This window comes from Winogradskyella schleiferi (assembly GCF_013394655.1).
GTDB classification, from domain to species: Bacteria; Bacteroidota; Bacteroidia; order Flavobacteriales; family Flavobacteriaceae; genus Winogradskyella; species Winogradskyella schleiferi.
The window spans coordinates 1,507,791-1,531,204 of record NZ_CP053351.1; the positions used below are offsets into that span (position 1 = coordinate 1,507,791).

Sequence of the window (23,414 nt, forward strand, 5' to 3'; positions counted from 1 at the left end):
ATTATCATGGAAGATTTAACAGATTTTAAAAATACATTAGCGGACTCATTGTCCTCGATATGGCCAGAAGTTACCGCATTTGCATTTAAAGCTTTAGGTGCAATTCTAATTTTAATTGTTGGCTGGTTGATAACGAAACTTGTAGTAAAGGCTATTAGGAAAATATTAAAATTAGCTAAAGCAAATAAACTTGATGATAAACTCAACGAAATTGAAATAGTAGAAGGAAAACAGTTAAATTTTGATACTATAAAAATAGTTTCAAAATTTGTAAAATGGATTATGTATATCGTTATATTGATAACCGTATCAGAAGCTATTGGATTAGAAATTATTACTGAACAAGTGGGTGCATTATTGGCCTATTTGCCTCAACTTTTTGCTGCCTTAGTCATCTTTGTTATAGGCTTATTATTTGCTAATTTTGTAAAAAATGGCTTAAAATCATTATTTGAATCCATGGATTTGTCTGGTGGCAAAATGATAAGCCAAGTTGTGTTTTTCTTATTATTAACTTTTATTTCCATAACAGCTTTAAACCAAGCAGGCATTAATACAGAGATCATTACAAGCAATATTACCATGATATTGGCTGCTTTTCTCGGAGCATTTGCCATTGCAGTTGGTTTAGGAGCAAGGGAAGTGGTTGGAAAATTATTGAATACATTTTACGCTCGTAAAACGTTTGAAGTAGGTCAAAAAATTATTTTCAATAACGAATCCTATACAATAGATGCTGTACAAAGCATTTCAATAATATTAAAAAATTCTAAAGGACGACTTATTGTGCCTATTAAGGATTTAACAGAAAATCAAGTACAAATGCAGGATTAACTATGAGGTTAGGGTCATAGATTTTATGTTCACATAAAATACGATTCTGCATGTACTTGAGATATATGGAGAACCCTTTTCATTAATTTGATTAGGGTTTTATTTTTTATACCATTTAAGTTTTGAAATGTAGTGATTTGTTGAAGAAAGAAGAATGAAGGATATAGTTGACGGAAGACGGAAGACGGATGACAGATGACATGATGAAAAACTAAGCCATAGCGATTTCACAAAGTTCCGCAAAGGATTCACAAAGGATTCACAAAGCTATTCATCTCAAAAAAAAAGTCGCACTTTACACTTATTACTTATTACTGCGACTGAGACTGATAACTATTTTTTATTACGTCGATTATAATTCTTATCGCCTCGAGTCTTCGGTTTTTTATACTTTTTAGCAATTTCCCGTCTATAAGAACCACCTAAATTTTCCTTTTGGTTTTTTTCTTTCTTATCGTGAAAAGCTGGTCCTGGCGCATCTTCATCACGTCGTTTTGTAGGATTGTTTCGCTCTCTAATCTGTGGACGTTCTTCTTCAATTAATTCTGTTGAAATCTCAACGTTTTCAGGAATAGTGAGCGTTTCAATTTTCATTTGCATGAGTACCTCTATACGCTCTAAACCTTCCTGTTCGGTTTCAGTAGAAAAAAGAATAGAATGGCCTTCCTGTTCAGCTCTACCGGTTCTACCGATTCTGTGCATGTAGTTTTCAGGATAATCCGGTGTGTCAAAGTTGATGACATGGGAAACCCCTTCAATATCCAGGCCTCTTGCCATAACGTCTGTAGCTACCAACAGTCGGTTTTCACCTTCTCTAAATTGTTCAATACTGCGTAAGCGGTAATTTTGTGTTTTGTTGGAATGGATAACACAAGATTCATTCGGGAATAAGTCCTCCAATTGATCAAAAAGGCGGTCAGCCATTTTCTTGTAGGCCACAAAAATCAGGACTTTTGAAAATGCTTCTTTATCTTGAAGTAAATGTTCCAATAGGTTGACTTTAGTGTAAAAGTTAGGAACATCGTAACGTTCTTGTTTAATGTTTTCCAAAGGCGTACCAGAAACCGCAATCGAAATTTTTGTGGGATTAATAAAAAAATCGCTAATCAAATCATCCACATCTTTAGTCATAGTTGCCGAATACATAATGTTTTGGCGACGCTGTGGAAGAATGTCAAAAATATTCATCAGTTGATGTCTAAAACCTAAATCGAGCATCACGTCCACTTCGTCAATCACTAATTTCTGAATCGATTTTAATTGTAAAACCCTACTCACGGCTAAATCGTAAAGTCGTCCAGGAGTTGCCACAATAATATCCTGACCTTGTGCAACCGCTTGTTTTTGTGTATTAATATTGGTACCACCATAAACACCCAACACACGATTGTTGATGTATTTAGAAAATTTTTCAATCTCACTCACAACTTGCACCACCAATTCACGCGTAGGCACCAAAACCAAAACCCTTGGGTTATCTTGTTGCGAATATTTAAGGTTTCGTAAAATGGGCAACATATAGGCAAGGGTCTTACCAGTACCAGTTTGTGCAATACCAACCACATCCTTTCCAGAAGCCACCACGCTAAAGGATTCTTCCTGAATAGGCGTAGGTGTGGCAAAGCCTAAATCATCTAAAGCGTTGTATAAAGGTGTATTTAAATTGAGATCTTGAAAAGTCACATCGTTGTTTTAAGTTGCAAAGATACATTTTCCAAAGTGGTTATTCTAATTCGTAATCTGAGTTAAAATTTTAGAACCCATATATAGTACCTAATGGCACTTTTTTAAACTGACTTGTATGTTTTACCAATATATTGTCCTTAACAAGACAAAAATTGTCGATACTTATATAATTTCTCGTTTGAAGTTATGGTAATAAAAATATATCATTTTATTTTTTGAATTCAAACAACTATTGTTTGTTGGTTATGATTAAGTCTTTATTCTTTGTTCTATAAGCGCAGCGGTCATGATTCTCTCCCAGACAACAATGAATTAAACCAAATGCTTTTCGTCAATTTCAATACTATAACTAGCCTCAAAAACAGCACCAGCTTCAAGTTCTAAAATCCCTTCTTTAGTTTCAATGTTTTGATCCGTCGATTCATGATCTGCAATGCCTAACCAAGGTTCAATACAAACATAAGGCGCATTTGGTTTGGCCCAAATTCCCAATTGTTTAAAATCTTCAAAATTAACGGCTAAGATTTTTCCCTTGGTTTTATGTTTCAAATTGACGATTCTCGATTTTAAATCCTTAAAAATTAGAGCATCTTCATTAAATAAATCTGGACGTAAATTAATTTTATTACCGTCTGTAAATACAGGTTTCGTTTTATCAGTTAACAAACCAGAATTCATATTCAATACATAAGATGCGCTGTTTTCAGGAATTTCGAATTCCAAATAATAATCTGTGTAGTTTTCATCCTTCGAAAGTGGACAATTAAAAGCAGGATGACCACCTAAAGAAAAGTAGAGTGGTTTTTCATCTGAATTGGTAACCGTATGATTAATGGTTAGTCTATTTTCTGTAAGTGTATAACTAATGTCAAGTTCAAATAAAAAAGGATACATTGTAAATAAGTCTTCATTTGAAATCAATGAAAACGTGATACTCGAATCCGTCTGATTCTTTATTGTGAAATCATCATTATGTCTTATAAAACCATGTTTTGGCATGTGATAAGATTTGCTTTTGTAGGTATAGCTGTCATCTTTCATACAACCAATAATTGGAAACAAATTTGGCGCATGACTTTCCCAAATCTCAGTATAAGCTTGCCACATAAATTCGGTATTATTTTTTACGGAAGTGATGTTGCATAACTCAGCACCTTTGGATTTGATGTTGATTTGTAAGAGGTCATTTTTTAAACTAGGCATCGGTTTTATTTTTTTTGAAATATACAATTCTTCTCTTGTTTTATCCTGAAAGTTTTGAAAAACCTTACAAGTATTTAAGTTATTTTTCGGAACAATTAATAATTAAACCTACAAGGTTTTTGAAACCTTGCAGGTTAGAAGAAACAATTTAATTTCGGTAAATTGCAGCAATTATTTTTCTATTGAGAACAACACAAATCCATCAGCCAAAAAACATTGAGAACTTTAAGCAAAATCTATTGCTTTGGAGTCAGCAATTTGATGATGTTGTTTGGTTGGATTCCAATCATCACAAGGATCAATACAGCAATTATGACGCGGTTTTAGCGGTAGATGCACTGACTGTAATTCGTGCCGATTATTTTGATGCCTTTGAGCGTTTAAAGGAATTTCAAAGCTCAACGAACGATTGGATTTTTGGTTTTCTTACTTACGATTTAAAAAACACTACCGAACAATTAAAATCTGAAAATTTAGATGAATTGGAATTTCCGGAATTGTATTTTTTTCAACCCAAAAAATTATTTTTAATAAAAGATAATCATGTTGAGATTCAATATCTGAAAATGGTAGATGATGAGATTGATGCCGATTTAAAATCCATAGAAAAATGTTACACTGAGCAATGTTCGCTGAGCAAAGCCGAATCGAGTCGAAATGCATATGATGAAGATGAGAATAACAATATCAAAATAAAACTTAGAATCCACAAAGACGACTACTTTGAGAAGATAAGCAAAATGCTCGCTCACATCCATAGAGGCGATATTTACGAAGCCAATTTTTGCCAAGAGTTTTATGCAGAAGACAGTGAAATAAATCCATTGGAAACCTTCAGGAAGTTGAATAATATTTCAAAACCACCATTCGCCAGTTTCTTAAAGTTTGAGGATAAATACTTAATGTCTGCGTCGCCTGAACGCTATATTCAAAAAAATGGAAATACGGTAATTTCCCAACCGATTAAAGGAACTGCCAAACGTTCAGAAAATGAAACTGAAGATTCAAAACTAGCTGAAAATTTAGCAAATGATCCAAAAGAACGTAGCGAAAACATTATGATAGTCGATTTGGTTCGTAACGATTTAGCGCATACAGCAAAAAAGGGAAGTGTAGAGGTAAAAGAATTGTGCAAAGTGTATTCCTTTTTGCAAGTCCATCAAATGATATCTACAGTTCAGTCGGAAGTTAGTCTAGAAACCAATCCCATAGACATTTTAAAAACTACATTTCCAATGGGCAGCATGACAGGTGCACCAAAAATCTCAGCCATGAAAATTATTGAAGAACTTGAAGAAACGAAACGCGGTTTATATTCAGGTTCTATAGGTTATTTTCAACCCAACGGCGACTTCGATTTCAATGTTATTATTAGAAGTATTCTTTACAATCAAACAAAAAAATATGTTTCCTATTCCGTAGGAAGTGCCATTACCTCAAAAAGCAATCCGCTGAAAGAATATGAGGAATGTTTGGTAAAGGCGAAAGCCATGCGAGAGGCTTTGGGGAATTAGTGTTCAGTCGCAGTGGCAGTTTTCAGCTCAACGCATTAATACATACTTTGGTTTTGTTACTATTTATTTAGAACGCATAGCGCCTGTGCTAAAGAAGCCTTATTCTATGTGTCTTCTAAAAGTGCGCTTCACCTTTTCAAAAATAGCTTCAACCCGCTTCTGCTCAATCTTTTTAATCTTAGCAATAGACTCAAAATCTAATTTCCCAATAATATATAAATCCACAATATTAGAGACATTAAAAGGCAACCAGTTATAAAGCTGACCAAATACCTTAGGAGATTTTTTCGCAGATAAATCATCAATTTCAAAAGCTTTTAAAATTGAAGATTCCTTATTGGCATATAATTGCAAAGGTTCCATCTGGTCTTGATGATAAGAAATATCATTGAGTTCCGTATTCAGAATAAAATCAAAATCAGCATCAACCGTATAGTCTTCGTTAAGTTTAGATAATTCCTTTTTGAGAATATCGTCGGTACTTATGGTGTCTTTATGATAGGCTTCGTTTTTAAACAAGACATTCATATAACTATCCACAATTCTGAACAGTTCTAATTTTACAGCCATGGACTCAGCGTCCACATTAAACCCTTTATCATAAAGAATAATTATACTTTCATCGATGATTCCATTAGAGGAAAACATGTTTTTGGGCAAGATTCCTGTGGTTTCAGCAATATAAATTCTGTGTTTTACATATGGATGTAAATGCGGTAGTGCAGAAAGCACCTTTTTGTCAAAGGCGGTTCGTGCAGATTTCGATGTTAATTCTTCAAGTACACTCATAACCTAATATTTTAAATTCCCTTAAAGTTAATCAAAAAGAAATTACGTTGTTATGATAATTGTCATTTTAACGTCAACATTTAAAGTCTAGATTTCGTAAAACTTTGCTTCTCCACGTCTCTATGAGATTGAATTATTTCAATACCTTTGAGAGGTGGAAGAAGACTTTAAAGATCATATCAATAAAAAGCTTTCAATTTTAAAGGAAGGAAAATTGTTAATTGCCGTTTCGGGAGGCATTGATAGTATTGTGCTTGCACATTTATGCCATTCATTAAAGTTGAATTTTTCACTCGCACATTGCAATTTTAATTTACGCGAAGAAGAAAGTAATAAAGACGAAGATTTTGTCCTAGAATTAGCTGAGAAATTAGATGTCGAAATCTTTATTCAAAATTTTGATACCGAAGTTTATGCTAAAGAACACAAGCGTTCCATCCAAATGGCTGCACGCGAATTGAGGTATGATTGGTTTAAGGAATTAGCAACGCAGTTAAAATTCGATTATATCTTAACAGCACATCACGCCGACGATAATCTAGAAACTTTTCTAATTAATTTTACAAGAGGGACAGGCTTAAATGGCTTAACGGGAATTCCGATGATAAATGGCAACATTGTTAGACCTCTTTTGCCATTCTCTAGAAATCAAATAGAAACTTTTGCAAAAAAAGAAAATATCATTTGGCGCGAAGATTCTAGTAATTCTTCCAGAAAATATTTGAGAAATAAATTGCGTCATGAAGTGGTTCCAATTTTAAAAGAAATCAATCCACAGTTATTAGATAATTTTCAAAACACTATCGATAATCTTAATGATACGGCAGAAATCGTCGAGAAAAGTCTAAATGATTTTAAGAAAAAAGCCATTGCAAAAATTGATGAGTACGGCATAAGTTATAAGGTTTCAGAATTTAAAAACGTCAAAAATTCAAAGGCTTATCTATATGAATGTTTTAAAAACTACGGATTTACAGAATGGAATGATGTTGTAAGTTTACTAGATGCACAATCGGGTAAGTTGGTAAAGTCAAACTCGCATCGTTTAATAAAACATCGTGAACATTTAATTTTAACCGATTTATGTGATTTTGAGCAAAGGGAAGAATCTTTTTTTATAGATGAAGTCATTAAGGAGTTTAAATCCCCTTTAGGAATTTTATTTTTTGATGAAGCCGATGCCATTAAAAAAACGTCAAACCATTCCATTTATGTCGATAGAGAAAAATTAAAATACCCTCTAGAATTGCGACTTTGGAAAGAAGGAGATGTATTTCAACCTCTAGGAATGAAAGGCAAAAAGAAAGTCAGTAAATACCTTAAAGATGAGAAATTGTCTTTGATTGAAAAAGAAAATACATGGTTGCTCATTTCTAATAATGAAGTTGTTTGGGTGGTTGGTAAACGTGCTGATGATAGATTTAAAGTAACACAAGATACCAAGGAAATTTTAAGAATTAAAATAGTACAGAAGTCTGAATAATTGACAAACTTAACCTCTCTGAGAAAAATAATGTGTACTCAGTAAATCTACCCGTAATTACAGGAAATAGAAATTTAGTATTGGTATAGAGTGAGAAGTAGTGATAATTAGTGAAATTCGAGTTAAAAAAATCCGTGTAAATCCGTGATCAAAAACAACAAATAATTTGAAACTTAAAGGAAACATCATAGACATCCCAAACCACAAAATCTTCAAAGGGGAGATTACCATAGAAAACGGTAAAATTAAATCCATTGAAGAAAAGAATTGCGAAGAAAACCATTACATCTTACCAGGTTTTGTTGATGCACACATTCATATTGAAAGTTCAATGTTAGTGCCTTCGGAGTTTGCAAAAATAGCCGTAAAGCACGGTACAGTTTCTACAGTTTCCGACCCTCACGAAATCGCCAATGTCCTTGGCGTAAATGGTGTTGAATTCATGATAGAAAACGGGAAACAAACCCCTTTCAAGTTCAATTTCGGAGCACCTTCTTGTGTGCCAGCCACGAGTTTTGAATCTGCAGGAGCCGTAATTGATTCCAATGCTATTAAAACCTTAATGGCAAATCCAGACATCAAGTATTTAGCTGAAATGATGAATTATCCAGGCGTTATTTATGATGATGTGGAAGTTCTTAAGAAACTAGAATGGGCAAAACATTACAATAAACCAATCGATGGGCATGCACCTGGACTTCGTGGAGACGATTTAACCAAATATATTTCTGCTGGCATTTCTACCGATCACGAATGTTTTACTTACGATGAAGGCTTAGAAAAACTTCAAAAAGGCATGAAAGTCATTATCAGAGAGGGTAGTGCCGCCAAAAATTTTGAAGCTTTAATCGGTTTGCTCGACGAACATTATCAAAATATGATGTTCTGTAGTGACGATAAACATCCGGATGATTTGTTGCTCGGTCATATTAATCAATTGTGCACAAGAGCTGTCGCCAAAGGAAAAGATGTTTTTAAAGTATTGCAAGCAGCTTGTGTAAACCCTGTTAAACATTACAATTTAGATGTCGGACTTTTAAATGTCGGAGATAATGCGGATTGTATAATTGTTGAAGATTTAAAAGACTTTAAAACACTTCAAACTTATATTAATGGCGAGTTGGTTTTTGATAATGGAATTTCAAAAATTAAACATGGGGAATTTGAAAAATTAAATAATTTCAAAACCGATAAAAAGGAAATTTCAGATTTAAGATTGGAGTCTCAGGCTGAAAAAATTCGAGTTATAGAATGCATGGATGGCGAATTGGTCACCAACGAACTCATAGAAAATGCAACTATCGAAGATGGTAATTTGGTTTCAAATACTAAAACCGATATTTTAAAAATGGCCGTTATTAATCGTTATGAAAATCAAAAACCAGGAATAGGTTTCATCAAAAACTTTGGATTAAAAGAAGGCGCGATTGCCAGCTCGGTTGGTCATGATTCGCATAATATTATTGCCGTTGGCGTTTCTGACGAAGCAATTTGTAAAGCGGTCAATCTCTTGATTGAAAATGCAGGCGGTATTTGCGCTATTAGTGATACAGAGGAAAAAGTGGTCGCCCTTCCAGTTGCAGGAATTATGAGCGACCAAAATGCAGAAACGATTGGAAAGCAGTATTCTAAATTGGATAAAATGGCAAAGCGATTAGGCAGTAAACTTCATGCACCATATATGAGTTTGTCGTTTATGGCATTATTGGTAATTCCTTCGTTAAAGCTTAGTGATAAAGGCTTATTTGATGGATCGAATTTTAAGTTTACGTCTTTAGAGGTGTAAAATGGAACGCAGATAGCGCAGATGACGCCGATTTTCGCAGATAAAAAAAGAAATCATATGTAATCTTAAAGGATCAGTGTCACCTGCGTTCCAATAAAAAAGCAAAAAAACATATTTAATCATAACAATATGTGTCGTCCGCGTTCCATTCTTCAATAAAAATCCATTTTTCGTATTAATTTCATATATTTGAGAAGAGTGTAGTTAGAAAGTGTCAGGTTTTTGACCATAATTTTAGCACATTCTTATTTTTTGTTCGAATATTAATAAAATTAATCCGAAGCTGGTAATGAATGTAAGCGAAACACTTTCCGAAGTAAAAAATTTTATAGACGGTAAATTTCAAAGAACTGGTCAAAAGTCAATGGATGTTTTCAGCCCATTAGATGGATCAAAAATTTCCTCAATTCCATTATCTACAACACAAGATGTCGATGCGGCAGTGCAAGCCGCAGAAAAAGCATTTCCTGAATGGTCTGGAATGACTTTTAAAGAGCGCGTACAGATATTTTTTAGGTATCGAAATTTATTAGAACAAAACATGGATGAGCTGACAAACTTAGTGCAGCTCGAAAATGGTAAAACCTACGGAGAAGCAAAAGCAGAAATTGAAAAAAGTATGGAACTCTGTGAGTTTGCAGTGTCAATGCCACAAATTGTGGTCAATGAAGTGCAAGAAGTAAGTAAAGGGGTGGAATGTAGAATTGAGCGAAAACCATTAGGTGTAGTGGCGTCGATTACCCCTTTCAATTTTCCAAATATGGTACCACATTGGACCTTGCCAAATGCACTAGTCTTAGGTAATACTATGGTTATGAAACCTTCAGAGCTTGTGCCGCTTAGTACTGTGCGTATGGCAGAGCTACTAAAAGAGGCTGGGCTTCCAGATGGTGTTTTCAATATTGTTAATGGCGGAAAAGAAGTGGTTGAAGCCATTTGTGATCATCCAAAAATTGAGGCGGTGTCTTTTGTGGGTTCAACCAAAGTGGCAAAGATTGTTTATAAAAGAGCCACCTCCAATCTAAAACGATGTGTTGCTTTAGGTGGCGCAAAAAATCACCTGTTAGTTTTACCTGATGCACACCTTGAAATGACCGCTTCCAATGTTGTGGCGTCAATGGTTGGTTGTGCTGGTCAGCGTTGCATGGCTGCTTCTGTTATGGTTGGTGTGGATAAGGTGCAGCATATTATTGATCGTATGGTTGAAGAAGCCAAAACGATTGTTCCTGGCGGTAATCTGGGTTCTGTAATTACGGCAGAAGCAAAAAAACGTATAGAGGGTTATATTGACGAAGCCGAAAAAAATGGCGCTAAAATTCTGCTTGATGGCAGAAATACCACAGTTCCAGGAAAAGAAGGTGGTTATTATGTCGGTCCAACAATCATAGATTATGTCACTACAGACATGTCTGTGGCTAGAGAAGAAATTTTTGGGCCGGTTATTTCTATTATTCGCGCGAAAGATTTGGATGAAGCTATTAAAATTGAAAACGGTTCTAATTACGGAAATGCGGCAGCCGTTTTTACGCAAAGTGGTGGACTGGCAAAACAAGTTATGGAACGGGCAAGTGCAGGAATGATTGGTGTTAATATTGGAGTGCCTGTGCCTCGTGAACCATTTTCTTTTGGTGGATGGAACGAATCTAAATTTGGAGTGGGAGACATTACAGGACGTAGTTCTATTGAGTTCTGGACTCAAAATAAAAAGACCACAACGAAGTGGAATCCTGAAGCACAGACGAATTGGATGAGCTAATCTATTTGTTTACATAATTAGCTTTAAAATATCACTAATCAATTATTTATGTTTAATGAATAATCAACAAATTATAAAAGATAACTTAGACTACACCTTATTCTCTTGGGCAAAACAAGGTGGTCTGAATCCTATAAACGCATCACACGCCAAAGGCTCTTATGTTTATGACAGAGATGGAAAAAAGTACCTGGATTTTTCATCTCAATTGATGAATGTAAATATCGGTCACGGCAACCAACGTATAACAGAAGCAGTTGCAAAACAAATGCAAGAAGTGAGTTATGTGTATCCAGGAATGGCTACTGATGTTCGAGGTAAACTTGGTAAAAAAATAGCCGAAATCACACCTGGTAATCTTACAAAAACATTCTTTACACTCGGCGGAGCAGAAGCCATAGAAAATGCCATAAAGTTAGCACGAATGTACACAGGTCGCCATAAAATCATTACCCATTATAGAGCATATCATGGCGGAACATATGGAGCGATGACTGCAGGTGGAGATCCAAGACGGTTTCCAGTAGATAGTCAAGCCATGCCTAATGTGGTTCATGTTGAAAACCCTTATGCGTATCGTTGTCCTTGGAATTCCAACTCGATTAAAGAATGCGGAGATCAAGCTTTGGCACATTTAGAGCGTGTCATTCAATTTGAAAATCCAGATAGTGTAGCTGCTATTTTGTTTGAAGGCGAATCAGGTTCCTCAGGATGTATAAAATATCCACCAATGTATTTAAAACACGTTAGGAAACTTTGCGATAAATACGGCATCATGATGATAGATGACGAAGTAATGAGTGGTTTTGGACGTACAGGAAAAATGTTTGGTATAGATAATCACGATGTTACACCAGATATTATGTGCTTGGCAAAAGGCTTGACTTCTGGTTATTTGCCGCTTGGAGGCGTTGTGGTTACTGATAAAATTGCGGATCATTTTAATGATAATCCTTTGGTTATTGGGTTGACGTATTCAGCACATCCAACCTTATGCGCAGCAGCATTGGAAAATATTAAAATTATTGAAGAAGAAAATCTAGTGGCACGTGCTGCAGAAATGGGAACCTATATTGAGGCTGAAGTTGAAAAACTAAAAGATAAACATCCATCCATTGGCGATTTCAGAAATACAGGATTATTAGGCTGTATTGAATTAGTAAAAAACAGGGAAACAAAAGAACCGACAACACCATGGAATGCGAAAGCTCATGACATGGAAGCCACAAATAGAATGGCAGCTAAAATAAGGGAACTGGGAATGTTCACATTCGTAAGATGGAATTGGATTTTTATTGCGCCACCACTAAATGTAACAAAAGAAGAAGTAGATGAAGGTTTAAAAATAATTTCAGAAGCGATTACAATAGCTGATGAATACTGCAATTAGCTGTCATTCCGACAGAGTGAGGGACGAACGACGAGGAATCTCATATTATAATTGAAATTAATAAGATTAAAGGCACATAAAACTAGTAACTAATTTGAGCAAAGACATCATAGAACTCAAAGAAGACGTTTCCAATTCTTCACTTTATAGCGAAGACTTAGCACCAGTACCATCAAGTCAGAGAACTTGGGGCAAATGGCATTTGGCAGCTATTTGGGTCGGAATGGCGGTTTGTATTCCAACCTATCTTTTAGCATCTTATATGATTAAAACAGGTTTGAACTGGTATGAGGCACTGATCATAATTGGTTTGGCTAATTTAATTATTACAATTCCAATGGTACTCAATGGGCATGCTGGAGTGAAATATGGCATTCCATTTCCTGTTATTGGTCGTGCAGCATTTGGAACAAAAGGTGTGCATTTAGCTTCGGTTACAAGAGGGATAATTGCATGTGGTTGGTTTGGTGTTCAAACGTGGATTGGAGGTTTAGCCATCTATGCCATTTTCAATGCCATTACGGGTTCAACAGGAGAACTTGGACTTTCGATTGGGAAGTTTGTGAGCTTCGGGATTTTCTGGTTCATCAATATGTATTTCATTTGGAAAGGCACGGAAAGCATCAAATGGCTAGAAACGTATTCAGCACCAATTCTTGTGATTATGGGAATAGTGCTCATTTATTGGAGTTATGCAAAAGCTGAAGGGTTTTCAATTGTGTTAGACCAAAGTGTTCAGCTTGAAAAGACGGCAGCAACAATTACGGAAGAGGATGATAAATTTTATCTCAATTTGAATGTTTTAAAAAGTAAAGAAGGGCAACTAAAAGCCTCAGAATATAATATTGTTTCCGATGAGAGTACCTCATGGCGTTCTTTTACATCTGAACCCATTCATATTGAAAATACTAAGAGTGTAGAAGTGCAATTCAAGAATAACGATATGGTATCGAGTATAGTAACTGCTAATGTCATAAATACTGATGGAAATTCCGGTAGTAAACTATGGCGTTATTTATTGTGGTTAACCGCTATGGTTGGTTTCTGGGCAACAATGTCCATTAGTATTGCGGATATTACAAGGTATGCCGCCACACAAAAAGATCAAATTGCAGGACAATTTATAGGTTTACCAGCAACGATGATGCTATATTCTTTCGTTGGAATTTTTGTAACCTGTGCGGCAATTATTAACTTTAAAGATATTTTAATTGCAGATGATGCGCCTTGGGATCCTGTATCGCTAATTGCAAAGTTCAAAAATCCAGTTGTGGTTATCGTCGCTCAGGTCTTTATGATTATTGCGACATTAAGTACCAATATTGCTGCGAATGTTATTGCACCTTCAAATGCGTTTTCAAACTTATGGCCTAAGAAAATCAGTTTTAAGAAAGGCGGTACAATTACAGGAATTATAGGGATTTTAATTATGCCTTGGTGGTTGCTGAATGAAATTTCAGGATTTTTAATTTTTGTAAGTGGTTTGTTAGGTCCGGTTCTCGGAATTTTAATCGCAGATTATTTCTTAGTCAGAAAAAAGAAGCTGGAATTGGCCGAACTTTATAAAGAGAAAGGCATTTATTCCTATAACAGAACCGGTTTTAATAAAGTGGCGATGATTGCCTTATTTGTTGGTGTTTTTACAGCCTTAATTGGATTTTGGATTCCTGTATTGAGTTTCTTGTATTCCTTATCTTGGTTTACAGGATTCTTTATGTCGTTCGTATTGTATTATTTATTGATGAAAAATAATGGAACGCGGAAAGCTCAGTAAAAAAACAAATAGAACGCAGATGACGCGGATGATGCAGATTTTCGCAGATAAAAAAAAGATAAGAGAACTAAAAAATCATAATTAATCATAAAGATCCGCGTCATCAGCGTTCTAATAAACATAGAGTAATGTCCATACTAATAAAAAACGGCCAAGTAGTCACAGCCTCAGAAAGCTATATCGCAGATATCTATACTGAAGGCGAAAAAATAGTCGCTATTGGAAAAGACTTAAATTATCAAGCAGATAAAATAATTGATGCTACAGATAAATTAGTATTTCCAGGAGGTATCGATCCACATGTGCATTTAGATATGCCATTTATGGGCACCTATTCTAGTGACGATTATGAAACAGGAACACGAGCAGCACTTCATGGAGGCACAACCATGGTTATTGATTTTATTCTGCAAACTCAAGGCGATACCCTTCACAATGCCTTAAAAACTTGGCAACAAAAATCACAAGGCAAAGCCATAGGAGATTATTCCTATCACATGGCTGTAACTGATTTTAATGATGATGTCGCCAAAGAAGTGGTTCAGATGATTGAAGACGAAGGGATTTCGTCTTATAAAACATTTATGGCTTACAAAGGCGCTTTGATGATCGATGACGGACAAATGGTTCAATTGATGAAAGTGGTAAAAAAGTATGGCGGTTTAGTAACTGTGCATGCCACTAACGGCGATATGATTGATTCCTTAATAGCAAAAAATAGGGCTTTAGGAAACACTACACCTTTGTATCATTACTTATCACAACCCGAAGTCACAGAGGCCGAAGCCTCAGCGCGTTTTGCTGATATGCTAAACTATACAGATTGTCCTGGTTATATCGTTCACATGACTTGTGAAGGCGCATTAAACGCGGTTAGAAAAGCAACACAACGGAATCAGAAAGTCTTCGTAGAAACGTGTACGCAGTATTTAGTCTTGGATGCTTCGCTTTATGAAAATAACTTTGAAGGTGCCAAATGGGTAATGAGTCCGCCATTACGAGAAAAGAAAGATCAAGTTGCCTTATGGTCTGGCATTAATCAAGGCTTAATTCAAGTGGTTGGTACGGATCACTGTCCGTTTATGTGGGAACAAAAAAAGATGGGAATAGATGATTTTTCAAAAATCCCGAATGGTCATCCTGCTATTGAGCATCGCATGGAGCTATTATTTTCTGAAGGTGTAAACAAGGGAAAAATATCGCTGACAAAATATGTGGAAGTGAGTTCAACGAACGCCGCGAAAATATTCGGAATGTATCCTAGAAAAGGAACTATTGCCATTGGAAGTGATGCAGATATCGTGATATTCGACCCAAATAAACAACACACCATTTCCGTTGAAACCCATCATATGAATTGTGATTATTCGGGTTATGAAGGCATGGAAGTAACAGGGAAAACGGAAACTGTAATTCTAAGAGGTAAAGTCGCTATTGAAAATGAAGAATGTAAATTAACAGCAGGACATGGCCAGTTTATTAAAAGAGGGACAACCTCTAAAACAGTGATATAGAAAAAAGAATAAAGAATCAAGAAAAAAGACTCAATTGAATATAAAGATTAGAAGAAGCACATAACACTTAATTTCACGAGCAACTTTGTGTCTCTGCGCCTTTGCGAGAATTATAAAACCAAACAATTATGCCAAGAAAAGTAAAATCAGGATTAATACAAATGAGTCTTCCAATGACGGAAGGCGAAGGAACCATTCAAGAAATTATGGATGCGATGTACGACAAGCATATGCCTTATATTGAAGAAGCAGGAAAACAAGGGGTTCAAATCTTATGCTTACAAGAAATTTTCAATACGCCATACTTCTGTCCTGGACAAGATAAAAAATGGTATGCTTCTGCGGAGTCAGTTCCAGGTCCAACGACTGAAAAAATGCAAGTACTTGCCAAAAAACATAATATGGTCATCATAGTACCAATTTATGAAAAAGAATCGCCTGGCGTGTTGTACAATACGGCTGCCGTAATTGATGCCGACGGCACCTATTTAGGGAAATATAGAAAAAATCATATTCCTCATACCACAGGTTTTTGGGAAAAATTCTTCTTTAAACCTGGAAATTTGGGTTATCCAGTATTTCAAACAAAGTATGCCAAAATTGGTGTATACATTTGTTACGATAGGCATTTTCCAGATGGTGCAAGAGTATTGGGCTTAAATGGCGCTGAGATTGTTTATAATCCTTCTGCAACGGTCGCTGGATTAAGTGAATATCTATGGAAATTGGAGCAACCAGCGCATGCCGCAGCCAATGGTTACTTTATGGGTTGTATCAATCGCGTTGGAGAAGAGAAGCCATGGAATTTAGGAAAGTTCTACGGACAGTCATATTTTGTAGATCCTCGTGGACAAATCTTTTCTGAAGCCTCTCGTGATGATGATGAGTTATTGGTTGCTGAATTTGATTTAGATTTAATTGAAGAAGTACGCTCTACTTGGCAATTTTATAGAGACAGACGACCAGAAACTTATTCACGATTGACGGATTTATAAAATAGAACGCAGATGACGCAGATGACGCAGATTTTCGCGGATAAAAAGAGATAAATATCATATTTAACCATAAAAGATCTGCTTAATCAGCGTTCAATTACATTAAACTTTGAATTAAATAACATGGCAGAATATAAAAGACCAAATTCCGAGGCAGAATTCAAAAAGAATTTCAAACAGAAAAAGCCATTAATGAATGATACTGAAGCCTATTATGAAGCTTCACGATGCCTGTTCTGTTATGATGCGCCATGTATTCAGGCCTGTCCAACAAGTATTGATATTCCTTTGTTTATCAAACAAATTCATACGGATAATATAACTGGAGCTTCCAAAACTATTTTCGATGCCAATTGGTTGGGAAATGCTTGTGGTGTAGTTTGTCCAACTGGTGTATTGTGTGAAGGCGCTTGTGTTTACAATCATCAAGATGTACCACCAATTCAAATAGGACGACTTCAAAATTATGCCACAAATAAAACAATCGATGCAGAAAAAGTCATTTTTAAAGTTGGTGAGCCTAACGGTAAAAAGATAGCAATCATTGGAGCAGGTCCCGCAGGAATTGCTTGTGCATGCGAAGCCCGAACCTTAGGATATGAGGTTAATATTTATGAAGCTAAAGCCAAACCTTCAGGATTAACCGTTTACGGCATTGCTCCTTATAAAATTACTAATGAGGAGGTTTTAAAAGAAGTTGACTATCTTCAAAAACAACTCGGATTTAATATTAAATATAATAATGCTATCAATTCAAAAAAAGAATTAGCTGGTCTCGAAAAATCTTATGATGCCATTTTTGTTGGAGTTGGGTTAGGCGCATCGCGATATTTAGGTTTAGATGGCGAAGATAAAAAAGGGGTTGTTGGTGCTGTTGAGTTTATTGAGGAATTGAGAATGAAACACCACCAAATAAAAGTTCCGGCTAAGGTCGTGGTGCTTGGTGGCGGAAATACTGCCATGGATGCGGCTTCTGAAGCGGCTAGAATGGGAGCTCGTAAAACGGTTTTAGCCTATAGAAATTCAAAGGACAAAATGGGAGCTTACCCTTTTGAATACGATTTAGCCATAAGCGCAGGAGTAGATAGTTTGTTTAATGTCACACCAATCGCCATAACTGGAAATGGAAAAGTTGAAGGGGTCAAGTTCCCTAAAACCGAAATGGTCGATGGAACGTTGAAAACCAATATGAATAACACCTTCATTGTGCGCTGTGATATGGTCATAAAAGCAACAGGACAAGCGAAGCAAGGACATTTATTTGAAATGATAGATGACTTAGATATCGATAGTAAAATAAGAATTAAAATCAACGAAGACTTTCAAACGTCCAATCCAAAGTATTTTGCTGGAGGCGATGCCGTCAATGGAGGAGCAGAAGTCGTTAATGCGGCGTATGATGGTAAAATGGCAGCGCGAGGAATTCATAATTGGCTTAATAAGTAAGCAGTATTCAATTGCAGTTGGCAGTAAAATAAATTAGAACGCTGATGACCCAGCTCTATATAATAAAAAATGATTTTTAAATAGTTTATAAAAAATCAGCAAAAATCTACGTCATCAGCGTCATCTGCGTTCAAATAACTATACTAGCATTCTAATAAATCGTAAATCAATAATCGTAAATCATAAATCAAATGATCGACTTATCAATAAATTTCGGAGGTATAAAAGCACCAAACCCATTTTGGTTAGCCTCAGCACCACCAACAAATTCAGGATATCAAATAATGAAAGCTTTTGATGCAGGTTGGGGAGGCGCTGTTTGGAAAACCCTCGGTGTTCCCGTGGTTAATGTGTCTAGTCGTTATGGATCTGTGAATTATAGGAATACGAGAATGATGGGTTTCAATAATATTGAACTTATTACAGATCGACCGTTGGCTGATAATCTTCGTGAAATTGAAGAGGTGAAGAAATATTTTCCAAACCATGCTGTAATTGCATCATTAATGGTGGAAAGCAGAGCGGAATGGGAGCAGATTATAAAAGATGTTCAGAATGCAGGAGCCGATGGCATTGAACTTAATTTTGGATGTCCACATGGCATGTGCGAACGTGGCATGGGTTCAGCTGTTGGACAAGAACCTGAAGTTTTGAAGACGATTGTGGGCTGGGTAAAAGAAGCGGCCAATATTCCTGTGATTACTAAGCTATCGCCTAATATTTCGCATATTACAGATCCTGGTTTAGCCGCAGTTCAAGGTGGAACGGATTCGATTTCATTAATAAATACCATTAAAAGTATCGTTGGGATTGATTTAGATTCTTATGCGCCATATCCTATTGTGGATGGTAAGGGAACGAACGGCGGTTATTGTGGCCCAGCAGTAAAACCGATTGCAATGCACATGCTTAAGGACTTAGCTCAGCATCCTGAAATTGGAAAAGTGCCGTTGTCTGGAATTGGCGGCATTGAAACTTGGCGTGATGTTGTGGAGTTTATTTTGCTTGGAGCCACTTCGGTTCAAGTATGTACCGCTGTGATGCATTATGGTTTCGGAATTGTACGTGAAATGGACGCTGGATTACGTCAGTTTATGGAAGAGAAAAATTATAAGACAATTTATGATTTTGCTGGAAAGGCACTACCAAATGTCACTGAATGGAAACATTTAAACCTTAAGCATAAAGTGGTTGCGGAAATCAATGCAGATAAATGTATAGGTTGTGAATTGTGTTATATTTCCTGTGATGATGGCGCACATCAAGCCATTGCTCTGTCAAGTGATCCAACAATTAGAATTCCGAGTATTATAGAAGAGAATTGCGTAGGTTGTAATTTATGTTCTTTGGTTTGTCCTGTCGAGGATTGTATTACCATGGTAAAACGAGATGATGGTTCAGAACGTATAACCTGGAGCGAACGTACTGATAACGACGATATCCCTGTAACTTTTAATGATGATAGAGCAGGTGGGAAAGGACACTATGTACCAACGCCTGAAGATGCTCTGAAGCATAGAAAACGAAACTAACCAGTCTTTTTAAGGTGTGATATTATAATTTTAAAAATTCGTAATTATAGATTATATAGTTCATCTTAAGTATTGTTAATATTGAAACATTAACACAGCTAAAAGGTTAAAACTCCTATTTTCGCTGAAAAATTAATCAAACATGAAAATAAAACTATTCTTCCTTTTTACGTGTGCCTTTTTTCTTGGTACTAACGCACAAGTAGCATTTGAGCAAAACGTTGTTATTGATGACTCCTACGGAAGTTTAAGACCACAATCCATACATTTAGCCGATATAGATAACGATGGTTTTCAGGATATATTGGTAGCTTCAAATAGTGAGATTATTTGGAGACGAAGTATAGATGGGCAAGGTAATTTTGAATTAGAAGTATCATTATTAGACGAATTTACAGATACTAACTTTGTAAGAACAGGAGATTTTGATGCTGATGGCGATTTAGATATTGTGTTTTTAGCAAGATCAGGAAATTCATCTACAGATGTCATGTATAGCGAGAATTTAGATGGACTTGGTAATCTATCAGAACCTATAAGTATCGCTAATATGGATTCTGCACTTTTTAGATTAAACCTACAGGTCATTGATATGAATAATGATGGTGATTTAGATATTATTTACAGCAGTCTCGGTAATATATCTTGGTTAGAAAATGATGGTGTAGCCAATTTTACTAATGACACCAGGTTTGGTGATAATGATGGTTTTATTGCAGTAGATGTGGATGGAGATAACCTAGTTGATATAGTTAGAGATAATGGTTATAATTTAACGGCATTCAAAATCAATGCAGATGGTTCTATTAGTTTAATAGAGACGATGAGCACTTTTGCACTATATCAAGATTATAAGGCTGCCGATATGGATGCAGATGGCGATAATGATATAATCGTACTCTATCAAAATGGTTCAGCTCGAAGTGTGTATTGGTTCGAAAATACAGATGGTCTTGGCACATTCGCCAACAGCCAAACTTTAATAGCAATGCCTACGATTTCTGGATCCTCAAGTACAGATTATCGTGGTTTGGAGGTTGCGGATATTGATGGTAATGGGTCAATGGATGTGGTTGTTTTCGATTCGCGATTAAATGGTATGGTACTTTATAAAAACATGGGAAATCTTGTTTATGATGAAGGCACAACTGTAGCAAATGATAATCCGTCGATTTCAGATTTAACACTTGGTGATTTAAATAACGATAACACATTAGATATTATCGTTACAGATTTTAATCTTAGTGAGTATTCTTGGTATAGTAATATTGATGGGCTAGGCAATTTTGGTACTAAAAATCTTATTTCATCAACCGTTATCTTTGTGAATCATGTAGATTATAGTGATATAGATGGCGATGGAGATTTAGATTTGGTGTCCTCATCGCACGCGGATGATAAAATAGCTTGGTATGAAAACACCAATGGTTTAGGTGACTTTTCCAATGGTCAGAATATTATCTCGAATACTACCGATGGTGCAAGAGATGTTTTCGCAGTCGATATGGATGGCGATAATGACAAGGATGTATTAGTATCATCGCGTTTGGAAGAGACTACAGGAGACTATCAATTAATTTGGTACGAGAATGATGGGACTGGAACATTTATTCAAGAGCACATTTTTGAAACGACTTCTAACAGTATTCTTAGAATCAATTATGCGGATGTTGATGATGATGGCGATATGGATGTAATTAGTGGTGAAGACAACAGTGTTTTAAAGCTTTATAACAATAATGGAGATGGCACTTTTGAAATACCTATCATTTTTTCTGAGACTGGATTTTCTTACTTATCAGGCCTACAGGTTGCGGATGTCGATGGTGACAATGATATCGATGTTTTGGCATCTTATATCAGTGACGAAGTGATTTGGCACGAAAACGACGGTTCTGGTGATCTTAGTGGAAAACATATCATAATTGAAGAGTTGTCTTCATCAAGCGCCTTATTTGTTGCGGATATTGATGGAGACAATGATAATGATGTATTGTTTAGTAATCGCAATGCTGATGAAGTTGGTTATTTTTTAAATACGGATGGTTTAGGAACATTCGGACCTAAAGTTATCACAAGTGAAATTCCGCAAAGTCCAAGATCCATTTATAGTTTAGATATTGATGATGATGGTGATATGGATATGATTACAAATTCCAACGAAGGTCAAAAATTTATATGGTTTCCAAATGATGGCGATGCTAATTTTGGAGAGCCTGTTGAAATCACAAGTTTTATAGGTGACATTAGCCATATTACATCAGCTGATCTAAATAATGACGGTAAAATTGATTTAATTACCTCTTCATATGATGACGATCAGGTAGCTTGGTTTAAAAATTTAGGCGCATTTACCAATACGATTTCTGGCGTTGTACGTTTGGATGCCGATGCCAATGGTTGTGATATGTCTGATGCTTCTTTAGAAAACCTATTAGTCGTTGCAGATAATGGCACAAATTCATTCTCAACATTCACACAAGCTGATGGTAGTTTCGTGTTGCAAGCCAATCAAGAAAGTTATGTTACATCACTAACATCAACATTACCTAATTATTATATTAGTAATCCGGCTAGTCATACGTATGATTTAACTGGGCTAAGCAATTCAAATAGCGAAGCAGATTTTTGTGTTGAAGCCAATCAATCTGTAGACGATGTTAGTATTATCGTATATCCGACGATAAATGAGCCTAGACCAGGTTTTGATACAACTTATCGATTAGTTTATAAAAATAACGGATCCACCATATTGAGTGGTACTATTACTTTTGAATTTGATGATTCAAAAATTAGTTTTTTAAGTGCTACTGAGACTGTGACTTCGATGAATTCTAATACAGTATCATTTAACTATGATAACATAGTTCCTTTTGAAACGAGAGTGATAGATTTAGAATTCAATGTATTTACTATCCCAACAACCAACATTGATGACGAGTTAATTGGGACTGCCACAATTACTTCTAATGGAAACGATCTAACGCCAGAGGATAATACTAATACTCTGAATCTAACTGTTATCGGTGCTTATGATCCTAATGATATAATAGTGCTGGAAGGTGAAGAAATTACTGTTGACGAGATCGATAATTATTTGCATTATATTATTCGTTTTCAAAATACAGGAACGGCAAGTGCTATTAATGTTAGCGTCAATAATATTTTAGATAACAAATTAGATTGGTCATCCATACAGCTTCAAAGTTTAAGCCATCCTGGACGTGTAGAAATTACAGATGGTAATAAAATCGACTTTATATTCGATAATATAAATTTACCGGATAGCACTAATGACGAGCCTAATTCCCATGGATTTATAACGTATAAAATAAAGCCAAAGTCAGACGTTGTTGTTGGAGATATTTTTTCTAATACAGCTGCTATTTATTTTGATTTTAATCCACCAATTATAACAAATACGGCGACAACAGAAATTGTAAGTACATTATCAATTACTGATTTCGAAACGGATCTAGTTAAGCTTTACCCGAATCCGGTAAATTCAGCGTTAACAATTAATTCGAAAAGTGTCATAGATTCGATAAGTATATATGATGTTAATGGAAGACGCTTAAGAACGATATCAGAACATAGCGATATAATTACATTGAATGTTTCAGGTTTGGTTAAAGGCTTATATTTTTTGGAAGTTAAATCGGGAGAAAGCATTCAAACTTTAAAGTTTATTAAGAAGTAAATTTTAAATATT

The 23,414-nt window shown here is 35.6% G+C and carries 15 protein-coding genes; 12 read left to right on the top strand and 3 right to left on the bottom strand.

Going from position 1 to position 23,414, the window contains the following annotated elements:
* The first annotated feature begins 6 nt into the window (after window positions 1-6).
* Window positions 7-834 carry a mechanosensitive ion channel family protein gene (locus HM990_RS06525; protein WP_178988155.1) on the top strand — a complete coding sequence of 276 codons (828 nt, stop codon included), beginning with the start codon at window positions 7-9 and terminating at the stop codon, window positions 832-834.
* Window positions 835-1,167: 333 nt separating this feature from the next.
* Here the strand turns inward: HM990_RS06525 and HM990_RS06530 are convergent, their stop codons facing one another.
* Window positions 1,168-2,517: a DEAD/DEAH box helicase gene (locus HM990_RS06530; RefSeq protein WP_178988156.1), complete on the bottom strand. Its 1,350-nt coding sequence runs from the start codon at window positions 2,515-2,517 to the stop codon at window positions 1,168-1,170.
* A gap of 315 nt (window positions 2,518-2,832) precedes the next feature.
* Window positions 2,833-3,723, bottom strand: a complete 891-nt coding sequence (locus HM990_RS06535; RefSeq protein ID WP_178988157.1) for an aldose 1-epimerase family protein — start codon at window positions 3,721-3,723, stop codon at window positions 2,833-2,835.
* 182 nt (window positions 3,724-3,905) lie between these two features.
* Between HM990_RS06535 and HM990_RS06540 the strand changes: the two genes are divergently transcribed.
* On the top strand, window positions 3,906-5,237 hold the full coding sequence (locus HM990_RS06540; protein ID WP_178988158.1) for an anthranilate synthase component I family protein: 1,332 nt from the start codon (window positions 3,906-3,908) through the stop codon (window positions 5,235-5,237).
* A 99-nt stretch (window positions 5,238-5,336) separates the two neighbouring features.
* Here HM990_RS06540 and HM990_RS06545 read toward each other — a convergent pair whose 3' ends face one another.
* Window positions 5,337-6,026, bottom strand: coding sequence for a hypothetical protein (locus HM990_RS06545; RefSeq protein ID WP_178988159.1), 690 nt, complete (start codon window positions 6,024-6,026; stop codon window positions 5,337-5,339).
* 154 nt (window positions 6,027-6,180) lie between these two features.
* Between HM990_RS06545 and tilS the strand changes: the two genes are divergently transcribed.
* From tilS to HM990_RS06595, 10 genes are all read left to right on the top strand, one after another.
* Window positions 6,181-7,509, top strand: a complete 1,329-nt coding sequence (gene tilS, locus HM990_RS06550) for a tRNA lysidine(34) synthetase TilS (protein ID WP_178988160.1) — start codon at window positions 6,181-6,183, stop codon at window positions 7,507-7,509.
* 166 nt (window positions 7,510-7,675) lie between these two features.
* The gene (ade, locus tag HM990_RS06555; protein ID WP_178988161.1) at window positions 7,676-9,295 is read left to right on the top strand and encodes an adenine deaminase; all 1,620 of its coding nucleotides are present in this window, start codon (window positions 7,676-7,678) and stop codon (window positions 9,293-9,295) included.
* 289 nt (window positions 9,296-9,584) lie between these two features.
* Entirely contained in the window at window positions 9,585-11,051 is a 1,467-nt protein-coding gene (locus HM990_RS06560; RefSeq protein ID WP_178988162.1) for a CoA-acylating methylmalonate-semialdehyde dehydrogenase, read from the top strand.
* 55 nt (window positions 11,052-11,106) lie between these two features.
* Window positions 11,107-12,441, top strand: a complete 1,335-nt coding sequence (locus HM990_RS06565; protein ID WP_178988163.1) for an aminotransferase class III-fold pyridoxal phosphate-dependent enzyme — start codon at window positions 11,107-11,109, stop codon at window positions 12,439-12,441.
* Between the two features lie 94 nt (window positions 12,442-12,535).
* Window positions 12,536-14,215, top strand: coding sequence for an NCS1 family nucleobase:cation symporter-1 (locus HM990_RS06570; protein WP_178988164.1), 1,680 nt, complete (start codon window positions 12,536-12,538; stop codon window positions 14,213-14,215).
* A gap of 128 nt (window positions 14,216-14,343) precedes the next feature.
* Window positions 14,344-15,729 carry a dihydropyrimidinase gene (hydA, locus tag HM990_RS06575; protein WP_178988165.1) on the top strand — a complete coding sequence of 462 codons (1,386 nt, stop codon included), beginning with the start codon at window positions 14,344-14,346 and terminating at the stop codon, window positions 15,727-15,729.
* Window positions 15,730-15,857: 128 nt separating this feature from the next.
* Entirely contained in the window at window positions 15,858-16,724 is an 867-nt protein-coding gene (locus HM990_RS06580) for a nitrilase-related carbon-nitrogen hydrolase (protein ID WP_178988166.1), read from the top strand.
* A 123-nt stretch (window positions 16,725-16,847) separates the two neighbouring features.
* Complete coding sequence (locus tag HM990_RS06585) at window positions 16,848-18,170, top strand: FAD-dependent oxidoreductase (protein WP_178988167.1); 1,323 nt, start codon at window positions 16,848-16,850, stop codon at window positions 18,168-18,170.
* 191 nt (window positions 18,171-18,361) lie between these two features.
* Complete coding sequence (gene preA / locus HM990_RS06590) at window positions 18,362-19,702, top strand: NAD-dependent dihydropyrimidine dehydrogenase subunit PreA (protein WP_178988168.1); 1,341 nt, start codon at window positions 18,362-18,364, stop codon at window positions 19,700-19,702.
* 142 nt (window positions 19,703-19,844) lie between these two features.
* Window positions 19,845-23,402 carry a T9SS type A sorting domain-containing protein gene (locus tag HM990_RS06595; RefSeq protein WP_178988169.1) on the top strand — a complete coding sequence of 1,186 codons (3,558 nt, stop codon included), beginning with the start codon at window positions 19,845-19,847 and terminating at the stop codon, window positions 23,400-23,402.
* Window positions 23,403-23,414: the final 12 nt, after the last annotated feature.

What these genes read in the sequence shown, in the direction of transcription:
- HM990_RS06580 (WP_178988166.1), top strand. Translation starts at nt 15,858, where the DNA reads ATGCCAAGAAAAGTAAAATCAGGATTAATACAAATGAGTCTTCCAATG.
- preA (WP_178988168.1), top strand. Translation starts at nt 18,362, where the DNA reads ATGATCGACTTATCAATAAATTTCGGAGGTATAAAAGCACCAAACCCA.
- hydA (WP_178988165.1), top strand. Translation starts at nt 14,344, where the DNA reads ATGTCCATACTAATAAAAAACGGCCAAGTAGTCACAGCCTCAGAAAGC.
- HM990_RS06535 (WP_178988157.1), bottom strand. Translation starts at nt 3,723, where the DNA reads ATGCCTAGTTTAAAAAATGACCTCTTACAAATCAACATCAAATCCAAA.
- HM990_RS06525 (WP_178988155.1), top strand. Translation starts at nt 7, where the DNA reads ATGGAAGATTTAACAGATTTTAAAAATACATTAGCGGACTCATTGTCC.
- HM990_RS06585 (WP_178988167.1), top strand. Translation starts at nt 16,848, where the DNA reads ATGGCAGAATATAAAAGACCAAATTCCGAGGCAGAATTCAAAAAGAAT.
- HM990_RS06545 (WP_178988159.1), bottom strand. Translation starts at nt 6,026, where the DNA reads ATGAGTGTACTTGAAGAATTAACATCGAAATCTGCACGAACCGCCTTT.
- HM990_RS06565 (WP_178988163.1), top strand. Translation starts at nt 11,107, where the DNA reads ATGAATAATCAACAAATTATAAAAGATAACTTAGACTACACCTTATTC.
- HM990_RS06560 (WP_178988162.1), top strand. Translation starts at nt 9,585, where the DNA reads ATGAATGTAAGCGAAACACTTTCCGAAGTAAAAAATTTTATAGACGGT.
- HM990_RS06595 (WP_178988169.1), top strand. Translation starts at nt 19,845, where the DNA reads ATGAAAATAAAACTATTCTTCCTTTTTACGTGTGCCTTTTTTCTTGGT.